At 62.1% G+C, this 16,122-nt stretch carries 16 protein-coding genes; 10 read left to right on the forward strand and 6 right to left on the reverse strand.

Annotation, left to right across the window (positions count from 1 at the left end):
* The first annotated feature begins 225 nt into the window (after positions 1 to 225).
* Positions 226 to 1,041 carry a polyhydroxybutyrate depolymerase gene (locus L1069_RS16565; protein WP_237456418.1) on the forward strand — a complete coding sequence of 272 codons (816 nt, stop codon included), beginning with the start codon at positions 226 to 228 and terminating at the stop codon, positions 1,039 to 1,041.
* An 87-nt stretch (positions 1,042 to 1,128) separates the two neighbouring features.
* The gene (pheT, locus tag L1069_RS16570; protein ID WP_237456419.1) at positions 1,129 to 3,525 is read left to right on the forward strand and encodes a phenylalanine--tRNA ligase subunit beta; all 2,397 of its coding nucleotides are present in this window, start codon (positions 1,129 to 1,131) and stop codon (positions 3,523 to 3,525) included.
* A 93-nt stretch (positions 3,526 to 3,618) separates the two neighbouring features.
* Here pheT and L1069_RS16575 read toward each other — a convergent pair whose 3' ends face one another.
* The gene (locus L1069_RS16575; RefSeq protein WP_237456420.1) at positions 3,619 to 4,497 is read right to left on the reverse strand and encodes a LysR family transcriptional regulator; all 879 of its coding nucleotides are present in this window, start codon (positions 4,495 to 4,497) and stop codon (positions 3,619 to 3,621) included.
* An 87-nt stretch (positions 4,498 to 4,584) separates the two neighbouring features.
* Between L1069_RS16575 and L1069_RS16580 the strand changes: the two genes are divergently transcribed.
* The 5 genes from L1069_RS16580 to L1069_RS16600 all read left to right on the forward strand — a co-directional run bounded on the left by L1069_RS16580 (position 4,585) and on the right by L1069_RS16600 (position 7,717).
* Positions 4,585 to 5,220: a class I SAM-dependent methyltransferase gene (locus L1069_RS16580; protein WP_129369717.1), complete on the forward strand. Its 636-nt coding sequence runs from the start codon at positions 4,585 to 4,587 to the stop codon at positions 5,218 to 5,220.
* A gap of 48 nt (positions 5,221 to 5,268) precedes the next feature.
* Positions 5,269 to 5,931 carry a phosphoribosyltransferase family protein gene (locus L1069_RS16585; protein WP_237456421.1) on the forward strand — a complete coding sequence of 221 codons (663 nt, stop codon included), beginning with the start codon at positions 5,269 to 5,271 and terminating at the stop codon, positions 5,929 to 5,931.
* Complete coding sequence (locus L1069_RS16590; RefSeq protein ID WP_237456422.1) at positions 5,922 to 6,371, forward strand: YtoQ family protein; 450 nt, start codon at positions 5,922 to 5,924, stop codon at positions 6,369 to 6,371. Before L1069_RS16585 ends, L1069_RS16590 begins: the two co-directional genes overlap by 10 nt.
* A complete protein-coding gene (locus L1069_RS16595) occupies positions 6,368 to 6,910 on the forward strand; it encodes a GNAT family N-acetyltransferase (protein WP_129369720.1) in 543 nt (180 codons plus the stop codon). Before L1069_RS16590 ends, L1069_RS16595 begins: the two co-directional genes overlap by 4 nt.
* Positions 6,911 to 7,180: 270 nt before the next feature.
* Complete coding sequence (locus L1069_RS16600) at positions 7,181 to 7,717, forward strand: hypothetical protein (protein ID WP_237456423.1); 537 nt, start codon at positions 7,181 to 7,183, stop codon at positions 7,715 to 7,717.
* A gap of 107 nt (positions 7,718 to 7,824) precedes the next feature.
* On the opposite strand, the gene L1069_RS16605 is transcribed toward L1069_RS16600, so the two are convergent.
* From L1069_RS16605 to ald, 3 genes are all read right to left on the reverse strand, one after another.
* Positions 7,825 to 8,631: a mechanosensitive ion channel domain-containing protein gene (locus L1069_RS16605; RefSeq protein ID WP_129369722.1), complete on the reverse strand. Its 807-nt coding sequence runs from the start codon at positions 8,629 to 8,631 to the stop codon at positions 7,825 to 7,827.
* 214 nt (positions 8,632 to 8,845) lie between these two features.
* Entirely contained in the window at positions 8,846 to 9,805 is a 960-nt protein-coding gene (locus L1069_RS16610) for a calcium-binding protein (protein WP_237456424.1), read from the reverse strand.
* Positions 9,806 to 10,031: 226 nt separating this feature from the next.
* Positions 10,032 to 11,150 (reverse strand): alanine dehydrogenase, encoded by a 1,119-nt coding sequence (gene ald, locus L1069_RS16615; RefSeq protein ID WP_237456425.1) that lies wholly within the window; start codon positions 11,148 to 11,150, stop codon positions 10,032 to 10,034.
* A 139-nt stretch (positions 11,151 to 11,289) separates the two neighbouring features.
* On the opposite strand from ald, the gene L1069_RS16620 reads away from it, so the two are divergent.
* Together L1069_RS16620 and ppk2 are read left to right on the forward strand one after the other, a co-directional pair.
* Positions 11,290 to 11,748, forward strand: a complete 459-nt coding sequence (locus L1069_RS16620; protein ID WP_027257950.1) for an Lrp/AsnC family transcriptional regulator — start codon at positions 11,290 to 11,292, stop codon at positions 11,746 to 11,748.
* A 228-nt stretch (positions 11,749 to 11,976) separates the two neighbouring features.
* On the forward strand, positions 11,977 to 12,894 hold the full coding sequence (gene ppk2, locus L1069_RS16625; RefSeq protein WP_237456426.1) for a polyphosphate kinase 2: 918 nt from the start codon (positions 11,977 to 11,979) through the stop codon (positions 12,892 to 12,894).
* Between the two features lie 84 nt (positions 12,895 to 12,978).
* Here the strand turns inward: ppk2 and L1069_RS16630 are convergent, their stop codons facing one another.
* Positions 12,979 to 14,031, reverse strand: coding sequence for a CAP domain-containing protein (locus L1069_RS16630; protein WP_134830705.1), 1,053 nt, complete (start codon positions 14,029 to 14,031; stop codon positions 12,979 to 12,981).
* 719 nt (positions 14,032 to 14,750) lie between these two features.
* A complete protein-coding gene (gene rpsU, locus L1069_RS16635) occupies positions 14,751 to 14,957 on the reverse strand; it encodes a 30S ribosomal protein S21 (RefSeq protein WP_024088814.1) in 207 nt (68 codons plus the stop codon).
* Between the two features lie 118 nt (positions 14,958 to 15,075).
* Here rpsU and L1069_RS16640 point away from each other — a divergent pair, with 118 nt between their 5' ends.
* Positions 15,076 to 15,777: a COQ9 family protein gene (locus L1069_RS16640; protein WP_237456427.1), complete on the forward strand. Its 702-nt coding sequence runs from the start codon at positions 15,076 to 15,078 to the stop codon at positions 15,775 to 15,777.
* The last annotated feature ends 345 nt before the right edge of the window (positions 15,778 to 16,122 follow it).

Raw genomic sequence — 16,122 nt, forward strand, 5'->3', positions numbered from 1 at the left:
AGAAAGGAGCGCGCATTTCGCTGCGCGCTCCTGAGTATGGCTTTCAGCTCCATCGTGTTTTTATCAGTGATAGTCGGAGCGAACGTGTATAGCGTCGTAGTTGAAACAAGCACCCACCCGACCTGTGAAACAACTTGCTGGCTTTATCCTTTTTGGGTCTGATTGGAGCGCCTGCCCACAAACTTGTGACGTGACACTTGCCCCCCCTTGGCTAGGCTCAGCCAAATGATCCGAAGCGCTCTTTCCTTCTCTGCCGTCCTCCTATGGGCCTCCGCCGCTGCCGCCATGGGGCCGTCGAAACCCTCTGACTGCCATGGCGGGACGCCTTGCCAGCTCGGGGACCGCTCTTATCACGTGATGGAGCCGGAGGGCTGGGACGGGGTCTCACCCCTACCGGTGCTGCTGCATTTCCACGGCTGGGCGCGGACCGGGGTCAATGCGCAGCGCAGCGGCCGGATCGGCGCCTCAACCAAACGGCGCGGTGTGCTGCTGGTGACGCCGAACGGGCGGCGCAAGACCTGGGACTTCTGGTCGCCAAAGACCGGGGATGTCGGTTTCACAAACGAAGTGCTGCGGGACGTGGCCAAGCGCTATCCTGTTGATGCGGGGCGTATCTATGTCTCGGGTTATTCCTATGGTTCGGCGATGGCCTGGCGGTATGTTTGCGAGAGCGGCAATCATGTGGCCGCTTTGCTGGGAATTGCCGGGGCGTTTCCACCGGGGGAGACCTGCCCCGAGGCTCCGCGCGAGGTGCGCCATGTACACGGGGTAAGCGATACTGTGATGCCCTTTCCCGACGACGGTCCCGGCGGGCAGGCGGTGCCCATGGGGCTGTGGCGCGCCAGGCTGGACTGCGGCGCAGGGCAGGTGGCGGGCGACTGGCAGGTGGTGGATTTCCTGAAACTCAGCCGCACCGAATGGCGGAACTGTGCGGAGGGCCGGGTGGTGCTGGACATTCATCCGGGCGGTCATTTCATCCCGCATGGCTGGATCGGGCGGCAATTGGACGAGCTTTTGAACCTCACTCCCAGCTATCCTTGAGGGCAGGGGCGCAGAACCCTTGAACCTTGGCGCATTCTTTGTCATTGCCTCTGGCAAACTGCATGTCTGCCAAGGGGTCCCCGACCGATGAAATTCACGCTTTCCTGGCTGAAAGACCACCTCGACACCGATGCTTCGGTGGAAGAGATCACCGAGACTCTGACCGATCTGGGTCTTGAGGTTGAAGGGGTCGTCAATCCAGCCGACGCGCTGAAGGACTTTAAACTTGGCTATGTGACACATGCCGAAAAGCACCCGGATGCCGACAAACTGCGGGTCTGCAAGGTGGATACCGACGAGGGCGAACTGCAGATCATCTGCGGCGCGCCGAACGCCCGCGAGGGCATCACCGTGGTGGTCTGCAAGCCGGGCATGTATATTCCGGGGCTGGATATCACCATCGGCGTCGGCAAGATCCGCGGTGTGGAAAGCTATGGCATGATGGCGTCCGAGCGCGAGCTGGAGCTGTCGGAAGAGCATGACGGCATCATCGAGCTGCCCTCGGGCAAGGTCGGCGACCGGTTCATCGACTGGCTGGCGGAAAACGATCCGGCCAAGGTCGATCCGGTGATCGAGATCGCGATTACCCCGAACCGGCCCGATGCGCTGGGCGTCTACGGCATTGCCCGCGACCTTGCAGCGCGGGGTCTTGGCACCCTTAAAACCCGCGCGTTTGAGGCGATCCCGGGCGATTTCGCAAGCCCGATCAAAGTGACCATCGACGAAGACACGCTGGACGGCTGCCCGCTGTTTGCCGGCCGCCTGATCAAGGGTGTGAAAAACGGTCCCAGCCCGCAATGGCTGCAGGACCGGCTGACAGCGATTGGCCTGCGCCCGATTTCGGCGCTGGTGGATGTGACCAACTTCTTCACCTTCGACCAGAACCGCCCGCTGCATGTGTTCGATGCGGCCAAAGTATCTGGTGACTTGCGCGTCCACCGCGCGGCAGGCGGCGAGACGTTGAAGGCGCTGGACGAGAAGGAATATACCTTCGGCGCAGGCCAGATGGTGATCTCGGATGCGAACGGCCCCGAAAGCATCGGCGGCATCATGGGCGGCGAAGAGACTGGCTGCACTGAGGAAACCGTGGATGTGTTCCTGGAAAGCGCGTTCTGGGACCATGTGCAGATCGCGATGGCGGGCCGGGCGCTCAAGATCAACTCCGACGCGCGCTACCGCTTTGAGCGCGGCGTGGACCCGGAGTACACTATCGAGGGCCTGCACCGCGCGACGCAGATGATCCTGGATATCTGCGGCGGTGAGCCGTCGGAGGTGGTGATCGCCGGCGACGTGCCGGATCATGCGCGCGCCTACAAACTGGATTCCGGCCGGGTGCAGTCGCTGGTGGGGATGGAAATCCCGGAAAGCGATCAGCGCCAGACCCTGACCCGCCTGGGCTTCCGCCTGGAGGGCAACATGGCGCATGTGCCCAGCTGGCGCCCGGATGTGCAGGGCGAGGCCGACTTGGTGGAAGAGGTGGCGCGGATTGCCTCGCTGACCAAGCTGCAGGGCAAGCCGCTGCCGCGGCTGAGCGACGGTATCCCGAAGCCGGTGATGACACCGCAGCAGCGCCGCCAGCAGATGGCGCGCCGCACCTGCGCCAGCCTCGGCTATAACGAGGTGGTGAGCTACACCTTCATCGACAAACCCTCGGCTGCGCTGTTCGGCGGCGGCGGTGATGCGACCATGCTGGCGAACCCGATCTCAACCGAGATGTCGCACATGCGCCCGGCGCTGCTGCCGGGCCTGCTGCAGGCTGCGGCCCGCAATCAGGCGCGCGGTTACATGGATCTGGCCTTGTTTGAGGCTGGTCCCGCCTTCCACGGCGGTGAGCCGGGTGAGCAGCACAACCTGATTTCGGGCCTGCTGGTGGGCCGCACAGGTCCGAAGGATGTGCATGGCGCTTCGCGCGCTGTTGACCTCTATGATGCCAAGGCTGACGTTGAGGCGGTTCTGGCAGCCATCGGCGCGCCGGCCAAGGTGCAGATCCTGCGCGGGGCGCAGTCCTGGTGGCATCCGGGCCGCCATGGCCGCATCTGCCTGGGTCCGAAGAAGACGCTTGGCGTGTTTGGCGAACTGCATCCCAAGGTGCTGAAGGAGATGGGGATCAAGGGCGCGGCTGTTGCCTTTACTATCTGGCCGGATGAGATTCCGATGCCGCGTAAATCCGGTGCCAGCCGCCCGGCGCTGGATATCAGCGACCTGCAAGCGGTGGAGCGGGACTTTGCCTTTGTTGTTGATGCTGAGGTTGAGGCGCTGACCCTGGTCAATGCGGCAGCCGGGGCTGATAAGGCGCTGATTTCAGATGTGCGCGTTTTTGACGAATTCATCGGCGGTTCCTTGGGTGAGGGCAAGAAGTCGCTGGCCATCACCGTGCGGCTGCAGCCCAGCGACAAGACGCTGCAGGAAAAGGATATTGAGGCGGTGAGCGGTAAAATCATCGCCAAAGTGACCAAGGCCACCGGCGGCACCCTGCGGGGCTAAGGCTGGACCAAGACTTTTGAAGAAAAGTCTTGGCAAAAGTTTTCTGTAAAACTTTTGGCAGCGCTCCCGTTGGGGCGCTGGCCTTTCTATGCGTCACCTCGCGGAGAAGAACTCCGCCAGCAGGTCGAACACCAGCCGGATCCGGCGGCTGGTGTGCAGCTCGCGGTGAGTGGTGAGCCAGACCGGGAAAACAATCGGTTCCATGCCAGGCAGAAGCCGCTCCACCTCCGGCGCGGCGGCTGCGACGCTGTCCATCATCGGACAGATGCCGAACCCCTGTTTCACCAGCTCCCACGTGGCCAGCCCGCTGGTGGACTTGATACGGAAATTGTCAGGCGTCAGGGGAATACCCAGCGGCGCCATGAACGCGATCGAGCGTTCCACATCGGCGAAACCCACGAAATCATGATCCGCCAGCTCTGCCGCTGATGCAGGGCGGCCGCGCCGTTCCAGATAGCTGGCGGCGGCATAGAAGTGGGCAGTGGCTTCCTGCACCAGACGGGCGATCAGCTCGGGCTGTTCGGGGCGGACGTGGCGGATGGCGATATCAGCTTCGCGCCGCATCAGGTCGCGGATATCATTGGCGGCCACCACGTCGATGGTGAGCCGGGGCGCGCGCTGGCGCAGCTGGTGCAGCACCGGCGGCAGCACATGGGCGGACATCACATCCGAGGCGGTGATCCGCACCGTGCCGTCGATGGATTGCGCCTGGCCGGTGGCGGCCAGACACAAGCCGTCGGCTGCCGCTCCCATCTTGCGGCTGTGGGAGAGCAGCTCATGCCCCGCCTCGGTCAGGGACAGGGTGCGGCCTAGGCGTTCGAACAGCAGCACGCCCAGCTCGCCTTCAAGGGCTGCAACCTGGCGCGACAACGTAGGCTGGGTGAGGCCGAGCCGACGCGCCGCTGCTGAAAGCGAGCCGGTTTCAGCGGTGGCGAGAAAGGCGCGAATGTGGTTCCAGTCGGGGCTGTTCATGCAAATATGTATAACGAACTTGCGAATTTCGGCAATTTATCTGTGGTTCCTGCATGGGTAGGGTTCCGGCAACCAAGGAGATCCGCGATGACAGCCGACGCCCGATTTTGGAACAAGGTCGCCCCGAAATACGCCAAATCGGCGATCCGCGACGAAGATGCTTACCGCTATGCGCTGGAACGGACCCGGTCTTATTTGAAACCGGAGGACAGCGTGCTTGAACTGGGCTGCGGCACCGGTTCCACCGCGATTGAGCTGGCACGCAGCGTGTCGAAAATCACTGCAACCGATCTGTCGGAAGCAATGCTGGAGGTGGGCCGCGAGCGGGCGTGGGACGCTGGCGCCAGCAATGTGGAGTTCCAATGCAGCAGCGCTGGCGAGGCGCCGGAGGGCCCGTTTGATGCGGTTCTGGCGCATAACCTGCTGCATCTGCTGCCGGATCTGGAGGCTGTTCTGAATGGTGTAGCGGCGCGGCTGGCGCCCGGCGGGCTGTTCATCTCCAAAACACCTTGTCTGGGAGAGATGCGGGGCAGTTGGAAGTACCGGATGTTTCAGGTGGCAATTCCGCTGATGCGGCTTGTGGGATATGCGCCCAGTTATGTGGATTTCATCGACATCCGCACCTTGGAGGCGGCGGTGCAGCGGGCCGGGTTCGACATCATTGAGACCGGCAACTACCCGGCGGACACGCCAGGCCGCTATTTGGTGGCGCGGCGGCGCTGAACCTTTGCCTTTCGCCTGCCTGCCCTAGGTTACAAGGCGGAGGCTTTGATGTTCGAGGACCGGATTTCCGCCGGGCTTCAGCTGGCTAGGCATTTGGTTGAACTGCCGGTGAAGGACCCCGTGGTGCTGGCGCTGCCGCGGGGCGGGGCGCTTGTTGCGCTGCCCATTGCGCAGGCCTTGCAGGCGCCGATGGACCTGCTTTTGGTGCGCAAAATCGGCATGCCGTCCAATCCGGAGCTGGCGGCCGGCGCGCTGGCGGAGGGCAGCAATCCCATTTTTAATAACGCATTGCTGCAGATTGCGGGCCTGAGGCCCGAGGATTTTGCAGCCCAGGTTGGCCAGGCGCGGGAGGAGAATGCCGCCCGCCGCGCCCGGTATCTGCGCGGGCGGGCGCCGGTTGAGCTGGCCGGGCGCACGGCGATTGTGGTGGATGACGGCATTGCCACCGGCGCGACCTTCATGGCGGCACATATCTGGCTTAAGGAACGCGGACCGGCCAGTGTTATCCTTGCCGTCCCTGTGGCGCCGCCGGAAGCGGTGGACGAATTGCGCCCGCTGGTGGATACTGTGATCTGCTTGCTGTGTCCGGAGGAATTTCGGGCTGTCGGCGGGCACTACAGGGATTTTACGCAAACCAGCGACGCAGAGGTCATGGCTGCTTTGGCTGCGGCCCCGCAGGCTGGCGCAGGAAAGGACAGAACGTGGCATTGAAGGTTTATCTCTCGGGCGAGATTCACACCGACTGGCGGGAGCAGATCATAGCAGGCGCAAAAGGGCTGGAGGTCAGTTTCAGCGCGCCAGTCACAGATCACGGTGCCAGCGATGATTGCGGCGTGGCGGTTCTGGGTGCCGAGGACAATAAATACTGGCATGACCACAAGGGTGCGATGGTCAACGCGATCCGCACCCGCAAGGGGATTGCCGATGCCGATGTGGTGGTTGTGCGCTTTGGCGATAAATACAAACAGTGGAATGCGGCCTTTGATGCGGGCTATGCCGCCGCCCTTGGCAAATCGATCATTGTCCTTAGCCCGCCGGAGCATCAGCACGCGTTGAAAGAGGTCCACGCAGCAGCGCTGGCAGTGGCGGAAGAGCCGCGCCAGGTCGTTGAAATCCTCGCTTATGTGCTGACGGGCAAACTGCCTGCATGACACCCCCGGTGCTGGAGACGGACCGGCTGATCCTGCGCCCGCACCGGGTACAGGATTTTGCTGATGTGGCCGCCCTGTGGGCAAACCCTGAGACTGTGCGTTTTATTCAGCCGGCCGTTGAGACGCCGGAGGGCGCCTGGGCCAAGCTGATGTTCCATCACGGCCACTGGCAGGCGATGGGGTTCGGAGTCTGGGTGATCACCGGGCGCAGCAGCGGCCGGTATCTAGGCGAGACCGGTTTTTTCGTCACACCGCGCCAATGCGACCCGCTTTTGGGGGATGCGGTTGAGGCAAGCTGGGTGCTGGCACCGGAAGCTCAGGGGCAGGGGATTGCGGCAGAGGCGGTGCTGCGGACCCATGCCTGGGCGGACACCGCAGGTCTTTGGCCGGAAACGGTTTGCCTGCTGGACCCGGAGAACACGGCGTCACAAAAACTGGCCGCAAAGACCGGCTATGAATTTCGCCAGGAGGTCCAGTACCGCGGCGGCACGTCGCTGGTGATGGCGCGCAAGACCGGGCAGCCTGGCACGGCAGCGTAAGGCTCCCGCCCCTGAAAGCGCTTCCAAAGGAAGCGCATTGCAGCGTTGGGCACGGCACCGCGCGATGCGCGGTGCAGGCCCTGTGCCGCCGGTGCCAGTTTCCATTGCAGAATCCGGTGTAACTTTGCTGGGATTTTTTACGCCGATTTTGCGATTTGCCGCGCCCTTCAACGGTTCCTTAACGCTGGACGGCCAAATTGGCCTCTTAACGCACGACGACTTTACGTAAAGCACCGCGCGCTGATTGGGTGCGGTGCTTAGGAAGACAGCATGACGAACCGCCGCAGACCTGTTTTGCAAATCACCCCGCTGATCGAGGACGCGGGCCTGTTCAAGCGCGAGGTGCGGGATGTCCCGTTGGAGCTGGTGCCGGTGTTTAACCGGAACAACCGCGGTGATCTGGTGGTGAAGGGGATTGTTCAGCCGGATGCGGAGATCGAGGTGGTCTTTGCCGGGCGCCGGATGCGTGAGGCAGCCGGTCTGGTGACGCAAATGAAGAAGCTGCGGGTGCAGGGGGTGCGTACGGCGATACATGGCCACGAGGCGATGAACAGTATCCGGCGGCTGCGGCTGCCGGTCCAGGTGCGCGGCACCTGGCGGCTGCGTTTTGATCGCGATGCGTCCGGCTGGGAGGTCAAGAGCTATCAGCTGCTGGCCGCGCAATGGGTCTTTGCCGATGCGGATGGGTATACTGTTCTGTGCGGCTGGCCGCCCGCCGAGCCGGACGACAGATTGCAAGACCGCGCCCGCGCCGCGCGGGCCCAGCTGGCCGCGGCACGGGCCGCACAGGCAGCGCGGACAGGCTAGGACCCCGGCCACCCACCCGGGCTGCAGCGCACAAACGCCCCGCCAAAGGCGGGGCGCCAGACCCAACGGGATGAGGCCCGTCAGGGTCGAAGACGGGCGGGAGCGCCTCAGCCCTCCTTCTTGATTTCCACAGAATGCGGATAAGGAATAGAAATGCCCTTGGCGTCGAAAGCCTCTTTCACACCCTGCGTCAGGGCAAACTTCACTTCCCAGTAATCCGCCGCTTCACACCATACACGGGCTGTCAGATCGACGGAACTGTCCCCCAGATTGGTCACCCGCACCCAAGGTTCTGGATCTTGCATCACCCGCGCGTCGGCGGCGGCCTGTTCGAGGATGATCGCCTTGGCAGCATCAGCGCTGTCGCCGTAGTCGATGCCGAACACCATGTCGACGCGGCGGGTGTCGTGATGAGAGAAATTGGTGATGATCGCGCCCCAGGCCTGGCCGTTTGGTACGATGATTTGCACATTGTCCGGCGTGGCCAGTTCAGTGATGAACAGATTCAGATCCTTCACTGTGCCGGAGGTGCCGCCGATATCGACAAACTGGCCGATTTTGTAGGGGCGGAACAGGATCAGCATGAATCCGGCTGCAAGATCGCTGAGCGTGCCCTGCAGCGCCAGGCCGATCGCCAGGGTCGCCGCACCCAGCATGGCGACAAGGCTGGTGGCCTCGATGCCGAAGATGCCAAGCACCGCGACCAGCACTACCAGCAGCAGCACCCAACGCACTACGCTGGCCGCGAAATTCCCCAATGTCGGGTCGATCTGCGGGGTCTTGTTGATGCGGCGGCGCACCGCGCCGCTGATCCAGCCGGCAGCGATCCAGCCGAGAATCAGCACCACCAGCGCTTTGGCGCCATTTACCATCAGGGGCCAATAGGCCCCCGCCTGTTCAATCATCTGTTCCATGTCCGCAGTCCCAACCGGTTTCCCTAAATGTGCCCGAATGTCGTGGAAGAGGCGTGCTGAGGCAATAGGGAGCAGCGGGGAAAGATCGGGCGGCAAAGGCTCAACCTTTGGGGGAGGCAGCCCGCGTGCCGCAGGATGGTGCGGACGCGCGCCTGAGAACAATCAGCCGGCACAGAGGAGGAGCGGGGGTCAGCGCCCCCGCCTCGCCCTGGATTCAGAAAACAAACAAATCAGCAGTCACATCGTCCGCGTCAAAGTTGCGAAGGGTGATAGAAACATCTGCAAACCTGATATCGGCGCCTTTGCCGGTGTCGCTGATCTCCAGATCGGAGAATTTGGATGCACCGCGGTAAATCCTGATCAGGTCTTCGCTTGCGTCAAAGTTGCGGATCGTATCGTGGCCGTCGCCCCTCTTGAAGATAAACAGGTCGGCGCCGTCGCCGCCATCGAGCCTGTCGTTGCCTTTGTTGCCGCGCAAGACATCCTTGCCGTTGCCGCCAACAAGGATGTCGTTACCCCCGCCGCCGAGCAGTTTGTCATTTCCGGCACCACCCAGCAGTTTGTCACGTCCATTGCCGCCCAGAAGTTCGTCATTTCCGCCGCCGCCATCAAGGGTATCTCTGCCATTCTGTCCCTTGAGAACATCCTTACCGCTGCCGCCGGAAATGGAATCGGCACCGGTCCCGCCTGCGACAGAATCTGCGCCATGCCCGGCTCTGATGGTCTCGCTTCCGGACATCTTGAAAAAGGCGCCGGGCCGGATGTCATCGTCTTCGCGCGAACCTTTGATGGTCCAGTCTTTTCCGTTCACAAAGGACTGGAACCTTTCAAGGTCGAACTTCCCTGTTGCGGTAGTGGCCGTGCGGCTGGTCAGGTCAAATAGGCCTTCAGCGCTGACATCGACGTCGTCCAGCACCAGTTTTTCAATGGTGTGGAAAGACGGGGTCAAGGAAATCTCGGCATAGCGGAATTTGGTGATGTCGCCGGTGATAAAATAGCTGCCTGAGCCAGGAACCCGCAAATCATAGCCGTTTAGGCTCACGGTTTCGGGGTAGTTGGAAATCAGCAAGAATGTTCCGGTGTCGTATTTATTGGTCAGCCGTGCCCCGTTGAAGGTTTGAATAAGCCCGGTCATCTGGGTCGTCAGGGAACCTGTCACGGTCATAGTCGGCATGGATTTAACCTTTGAAAAGTTTCGCCAGTTTTTGGCTGAAGACGGATTTGAGAAGGGCCTACACCACTGGTTGCGGAGGGTTCAAGCCGCGACCGTGCCGCATGTCCGAGGTTTACGCACAGTCATTAACTGAGCGCCGCATGATAGGGGATGCCGCCTTGGTAATGGAAAAGCCCCGCCAAACCGGCGGGGCTTTCCTCAAATCGGTGTTCTGGAAACGCTTCGCTTACTGCTTCAGCGCCAGTTTCGGTGACAGCACATCCATGCCCAGAGCTTCGCCAACCGCGTAATAGGTCAGCTGGCCTGCGTGCACGTTCAGGCCGTTCAGCAGGTGCGGGTCGTCCTCGCAGGCCTTGCGCCAGCCTTTGTTGGCCAGGTTCAGCAGGAAGGGCAGGGTCGCGTTGCCCAGTGCCTGGGTCGAGGTGCGCGCCACGGCGCCCGGCATGTTGGCCACGCAGTAGTGCATGATGCCGTCGACCTCATAGATCGGGTCGGCGTGGGTGGTCGCCTTGGAGGTCTCAAAGCAGCCGCCCTGGTCGATGGCGACGTCCACCAGCACCGCACCCGGCTTCATTTCGCCAAGCTGGGCACGGGACACCAGTTTCGGCGCCGCAGCACCGGGGATCAGCACCGCACCGATCACCATGTCGGCTTCACGCACCAGCTCAGCCGTTGCACCGGCGGTGGAGTACTGGTTCTTGAAGGTGCGGCCAAAGACGTCGTCCAGATACTTCAGGCGGGTCAGCGAACGGTCCAGAATGGTGACATCCGCGCCCATGCCGGCTGCGATCTTGGCCGCGTGGGTGCCGACGACGCCGCCGCCGATCACCACAACCTTGGCCGGGGCCACGCCGGGCACGCCGCCCATCAGCACACCGCGGCCGCCGTTGGCCTTTTGCAGGGTGTAGGCGCCCACTTGCGGTGCCAGACGGCCGGCCACTTCGGACATCGGCGCCAGCAGCGGCAGGCCGCCGCGGTCGTCGGTCACGGTTTCATAGGCAATCGCGGTGCAACCGGATTCCAGCAGGTCGTGGGTCTGCTCCGGATCGGGGGCCAGGTGCAGGTAGGTGAACAGCAGCTGGCCTTCGCGCAGCATCTTGCGCTCAACCGCCTGGGGTTCCTTCACCTTGACGATCATGTCGGCGGTTGCAAAGATTTCCTCGGCTGTGTCCAGGATCACGGCACCGGCGGACACATAGTCCTCGTCGGTGAAGCCGGCGCCCAGGCCGGCGCCTTTCTGGATCACAACGCCGTGGCCGTGGAACACCGCTTCGCGGGCAGCATCCGGGGTCATGCCAACACGGAATTCCTGGGGTTTAATCTCGGTGGGGCAGCCGATTTTCATGTGAGTATCTCCTCAAAACTCTGTGCGGGCATTTTGCCGCAGCGCTGGCAAAATGTGCTTCTTTTTTGGGCGGAAGAAAAACATACCTTTCGAAGATTCTTCGCGTATAATGGTGTTGAACAGCAAGGATCTTCGCGAAATGTCGCTGGACGAAACAGATCGTCGCATTCTCTCGGTGCTGCAAAAGCAGGGCCGCATCTCCAACGCCGACCTATCGGAGCGGGTGAACCTGTCGGCCTCGGCCTGCCACCGGCGGGTGCAGCGGCTGGAGGCTGACGGATACATCCGTGATTATGTTGCGCTGCTGGACGCGCGCAAGATGAACGTGCCGACCACGGTGTTTGTCGAGATCACCCTGTCCGGCCAAGCGGATGAGGTGCTGGACGCGTTTGAAAAAGCGGTGTCGCGGATACCGGATGTGCTGGAATGCCACCTGATGGCAGGCACCGCGGATTATATCCTTAAGGTGGTGGCGGAAAACACCGAGGACTTCGCCCGCATCCACCGCCAGCATCTGGCGCGGCTGCCGGGGGTGGCGCAGATGCAGTCGAGTTTTGCGCTGCGCACGGTGTTCAAGACCACGGCGCTGCCGGTTTGATGCGGCTTTGATGCTGATGGCCGGGTCCGGGGCTTTTGCGCTTGAACCCCGGTGTAAATTCCGGTTGCCTTGGGGGAAGGCGCAGCCGGGGCCGCATGTTTGCCGCCCGAGCCGCCCGTGCGGCGGTGACTGCTTTCTGCTGCCGCCCCGGCCGCGTGACATCAAACAGTCGCATGCCGCCCGTAAAAGGCGGCGTTTGCACGACCTGACAAGGAAGGAACCCTGCCCGTGACCCGCGAATTTGAAACCGCATCCCTTGATTGGCTGGAAGCGGAACTGCAGGACACGCTGGACGAGGATATCGAGATTGAATTCTCGGAGCCGATGCTGAGCCAGGAGATCCGCAAGATCTACCGCGAGCAGCACCCGGAAATGCTCGACCGGCAGATCTATTTCCGCAACCTGTTGCGGCTGCAGGCAGAGCTGATCAAGGTCCAGGACTGGGTGCAGAACTCTGGCGCCAAGGTCTGTATCCTGTTTGAAGGCCGCGATGCGGCGGGCAAGGGCGGGGTGATCAAGCGGATCACCCAGCGGCTGGACCCGCGGGTGGCGCGGGTGGTGGCGCTGCCGGCACCGAACCGCCGCGAGCAAAGCCAATGGTATTTTCAGCGCTATGTGCCGCATCTGCCGGCGGGGGGCGAGATCGTTCTGTTCGACCGCTCCTGGTACAACCGGGCCGGTGTCGAGCGGGTGATGGGCTTTGCCAGCGACGACCAGGTCGACCAGTTTTTCCAGGACGTTCCGGAATTTGAACGGATGCTGGTGCGCTCGGGCATTATTCTGCTGAAATACTGGTTCTCGATCACGGACGAGGAACAGCAGCTGCGGTTCATGATGCGCATTCACGATCCGATGAAGCAGTGGAAACTGTCGCCGATGGATCTGGAAAGCCGGATCCGCTGGGAAAAGTACACCAAGGCGAAGGAACAGATGTTCAAGCGCACTAACATCCCAGAGGCGCCTTGGTATATTGTTGAAGGCAATGACAAAAAGCGTGAACGGCTGAATTGCATCGAACACTTGCTGACCAAGATCCCCTATGCCGAGGTGCAGCACGAAAAGGTGGATCTGCCAGACCGCAAGTACAATCCCGACTACGAGCGCCAGGTGCTGCCGGATGAATTGTACGTGCCCAAGATCTATTGAGGCTTGCAGGGGGCCTGGCTGTCGGCGTTGAAATTGCGAAAGGGCGCGCCAAGGCACGCCCTTTGCATGGTTGCCCGGCGAGGGTCAGAACAGGAAGTCGCTGGCCTGAAGCTCCTGCTCTGTGATGCCGCTGAGCAGCAGGCTGTCGCCATCGCTGTCGCTGATCAGCAGGCCGGCATTGGTCTGGCTGGTGTGATTGTTCATCAGGTCGCTGAAGCCGGTGATGCCTGTCGCCGCGCCCAGGTCAATGCGCTCGCCGCTGGCATCCGGGTTGAAATCACTCACGGTGTCATCGCCGCCGCTGAAGATGAAGAGGTCGCCGCCGCCCTTGCCGACCAGCTTGTCGTTGCCGCTGCCGCCGTCCAGGGTGTCTTTGCCGCGGCCGCCGAACAGTTTGTCATTGCCGCTGCCGCCGTTCAGTTCATCCGCGCCGTTGTTGCCGCGCAGCGTGTCATTGCCTGAGCCGCCGTTCAACTCGTCGCCGCCGGCCTTGCCGTGCAGTTTATCCCGGCCTTCGCTGCCGTCGAGACGGTCCTGGCCGCTGCTGCCGGTCAGCGTGTCATTGCCGCCGAGACCGTCCAGGCTGCCTGCGCTGCCAAGGGTCAGGGCATCGTTGCCGGAGGTGGCACCGGTGCCGGTATTGCCGCCGGAGCCTCCGCCATTACCGCCTCCGGATCCGGAATCCAGCTGCAGGTCCGCGCTGGTGCGGGCGAAGTTCTGGGTGACCATCACCGCATCCCAGCCGTTGAAATTGCCCTGCTCGATGCCGATGCCGATCACCTCGACATTGGCGTTGAGGATGTTGGCGCGGTGGCCGGGGCTGTTCATCAGCGATTCGTGCAGGTTGACGACATCATCAGCCAGCCCGGCGGCGCCGCGTTCGCTTTGCCAGGCGATGTTCTCGGCCCAGGTCCAGCTGCCGGAGAACTGAAAGCCGGCATCTTTCATCCGGTCGCCGGCGCTGGAACCGCCAGAGCCGGTATGGGAGAAGACATCCTGCTGCAGCATCCATTCGCTGTGGTCTTCGGCCGAATCGTTCAGGCGCAGCTCCAGCTGGACCGGGTTGAGCCCGCGCGACGTGCGCTCGGCGTTGATCAGGTCGAGCATCTGGCGCTCGAGTTGGCTTGCCTGTGACATCTGTAACTGCTCCGTGAGTGTGCCGGCTGTGCGGCGGTGCTCCCTTCGGTTAACGGAAATTTAAGGCGCCGAAAGGGCCGGAAGGTGGAGCAGCAGAAATGCGGCGAAGCTCTGCCCGTCGCATGGGGGCGGATACGCGGATTTCTGCGCGCGCGGCGGCCGCGGGCAGCGCTGAGCAACTGCTGGCAGGGCATCGGCGCAATCCTGCTGCGGGGCAACGGGCCGGGCAGCGCAGGATTCGGGGGGCAGCTGCCGTAAGGAGACAGGTTTGTGCCGCAGAATCAGAAGAAGAAGGGGGGCCGGGCACCGTCGGGGGGAAGCTGTCGGTGCCCGGCAATACTGAAAACCCGGAGAGGCAATGTCTTGTTTGCAGGGACCAAGACAGGCGCCGGAGTCGTTTGGGGGGGGAGACGCGGCCTGCCCCGGGTTTCAATGAACCGGGTGTTCCAATCCCGGACGGCGGGGCAGTGTTTAGGGAAACGCATCAGATTTACCCTGCCGTATACTCTGTATAGCAGAGAAAATTAACGAAATACACCCTAAAGATGTAATTCGGGCAAAATTGCGGTATTTCTGTGTATCCACTTAAGAAACGGCAATTTCTTTAGGAGCGCAGAAATGACAAACCCCCGAGGCAGAGCCGCGGGGGTCGTCTGAACTTAAGTTCCGGCTGGTCGCAAGACCGGCCCAGTGCTGTCCAAAGCCGGACGGCCTGCCGCTTAGAGCAAACCTTCGCGCTGGAGCTTCTTACGTGCCAGTTTCCGGGCACGGCGGATCGCTTCAGCTTTCTCGCGCGCTTTTTTCTCGGACGGCTTCTCGAAATGTTGCTTGAGCTTCATTTCGCGGAATACGCCTTCACGCTGCAGCTTTTTCTTCAGGGCACGAAGCGCCTGATCGACATTGTTGTCGCGAACACTAACCTGCATGTGGTTTTCACCACCTTTCTAAGTTTGAGTTGCAAGGAAATTGCAGGAAGTGGCCGTATAGCAAAGGCCGGCTATTTTGTCTAGTAGGGTATCAGGACGCTGAAAGCGGGAGGGTGACATGACCGAAGACCAGGATCGCGCGCAGGACGATATCAAGGAAAAGCTGCTGGATGCGGCGTTGAATCATGTGCCGTTTGACGGCTGGTCCGAGGTGACATTCCGGGCCGCCTGCCAGGACGTGCAGGTGGCTGAAGTGCTGGCCCATGCGGTTTGCCCGCGCGGCGGGGTGGACCTGGCACTGGCCTATCACGCCCGCGGCGATTCGCGGATGCTGGCGCGGCTGGACGCCGAGGACCTGTCCGGCCTGCGGTTCCGCGACAAGGTGGCGGCGGCGGTACGGTTCCGGCTGGAAGCCGTGGATGACAAGGAAGCGGTGCGCCGCGGCACAACGCTGCTGACACTGCCGCAATATGCCGGCGACGGGATCAAGGCGATCTGGGGCACCTGCGATCTGATCTGGGAGACGCTGGGCGACGGCTCGGATGATCTGAACTGGTATACCAAGCGCGCATCGCTGGCCGGGATCTATTCCGCCACCGTGCTGTTTTGGCTGGGCGATGACAGTCTTGAGCATCAGGCAACCTGGGAATTCCTCGACCGCCGGATCGGCAATGTGATGGATTTTGAAAAGCTGAAGGCAGGGCTGCAGAAAAACCCGCTGCTGAAGCCGCTGCTGGTGGGGCCGAACTGGCTGGCCGAACAGATCAAGCCGCCAAAAGGGCGGGACGATCTGCCGGGGTCGATTAACCCGCGGCGGTAGGGCGGAGGCCAGAGGTGCCTGGGCTGTCACCGCTGCCACTCCCGGTAAAAAGCAAAGGCAGGCTTTCAGTACCCTGAAGCACATTACGCAAATGCGTGCCGCCCCATGCTGCCCTGGTGCAGAATGGATTCCCTGCGCCGGCAAATGTGCCTTGGCCGGGCGGCGATGACCAGCCGGAGCATTTCTCCTGTTAATCCAAAGTAAACCTCTGCCGCACTATGCAGAAGGCATTGCCGCAGCGCTGGTGCGAGCGCTGCTCAGCATGTGGGCAGCCAGTCTGCCGTTGATCGTCAAACGGGCTGCTTGAGTACATTGCGAGCGAAACCGGCAGTGTGCTGATGAAAC

Source organism: Leisingera sp. MMG026, from assembly GCF_021654205.1.
Lineage (GTDB): Bacteria > Pseudomonadota > Alphaproteobacteria > Rhodobacterales > Rhodobacteraceae > Leisingera.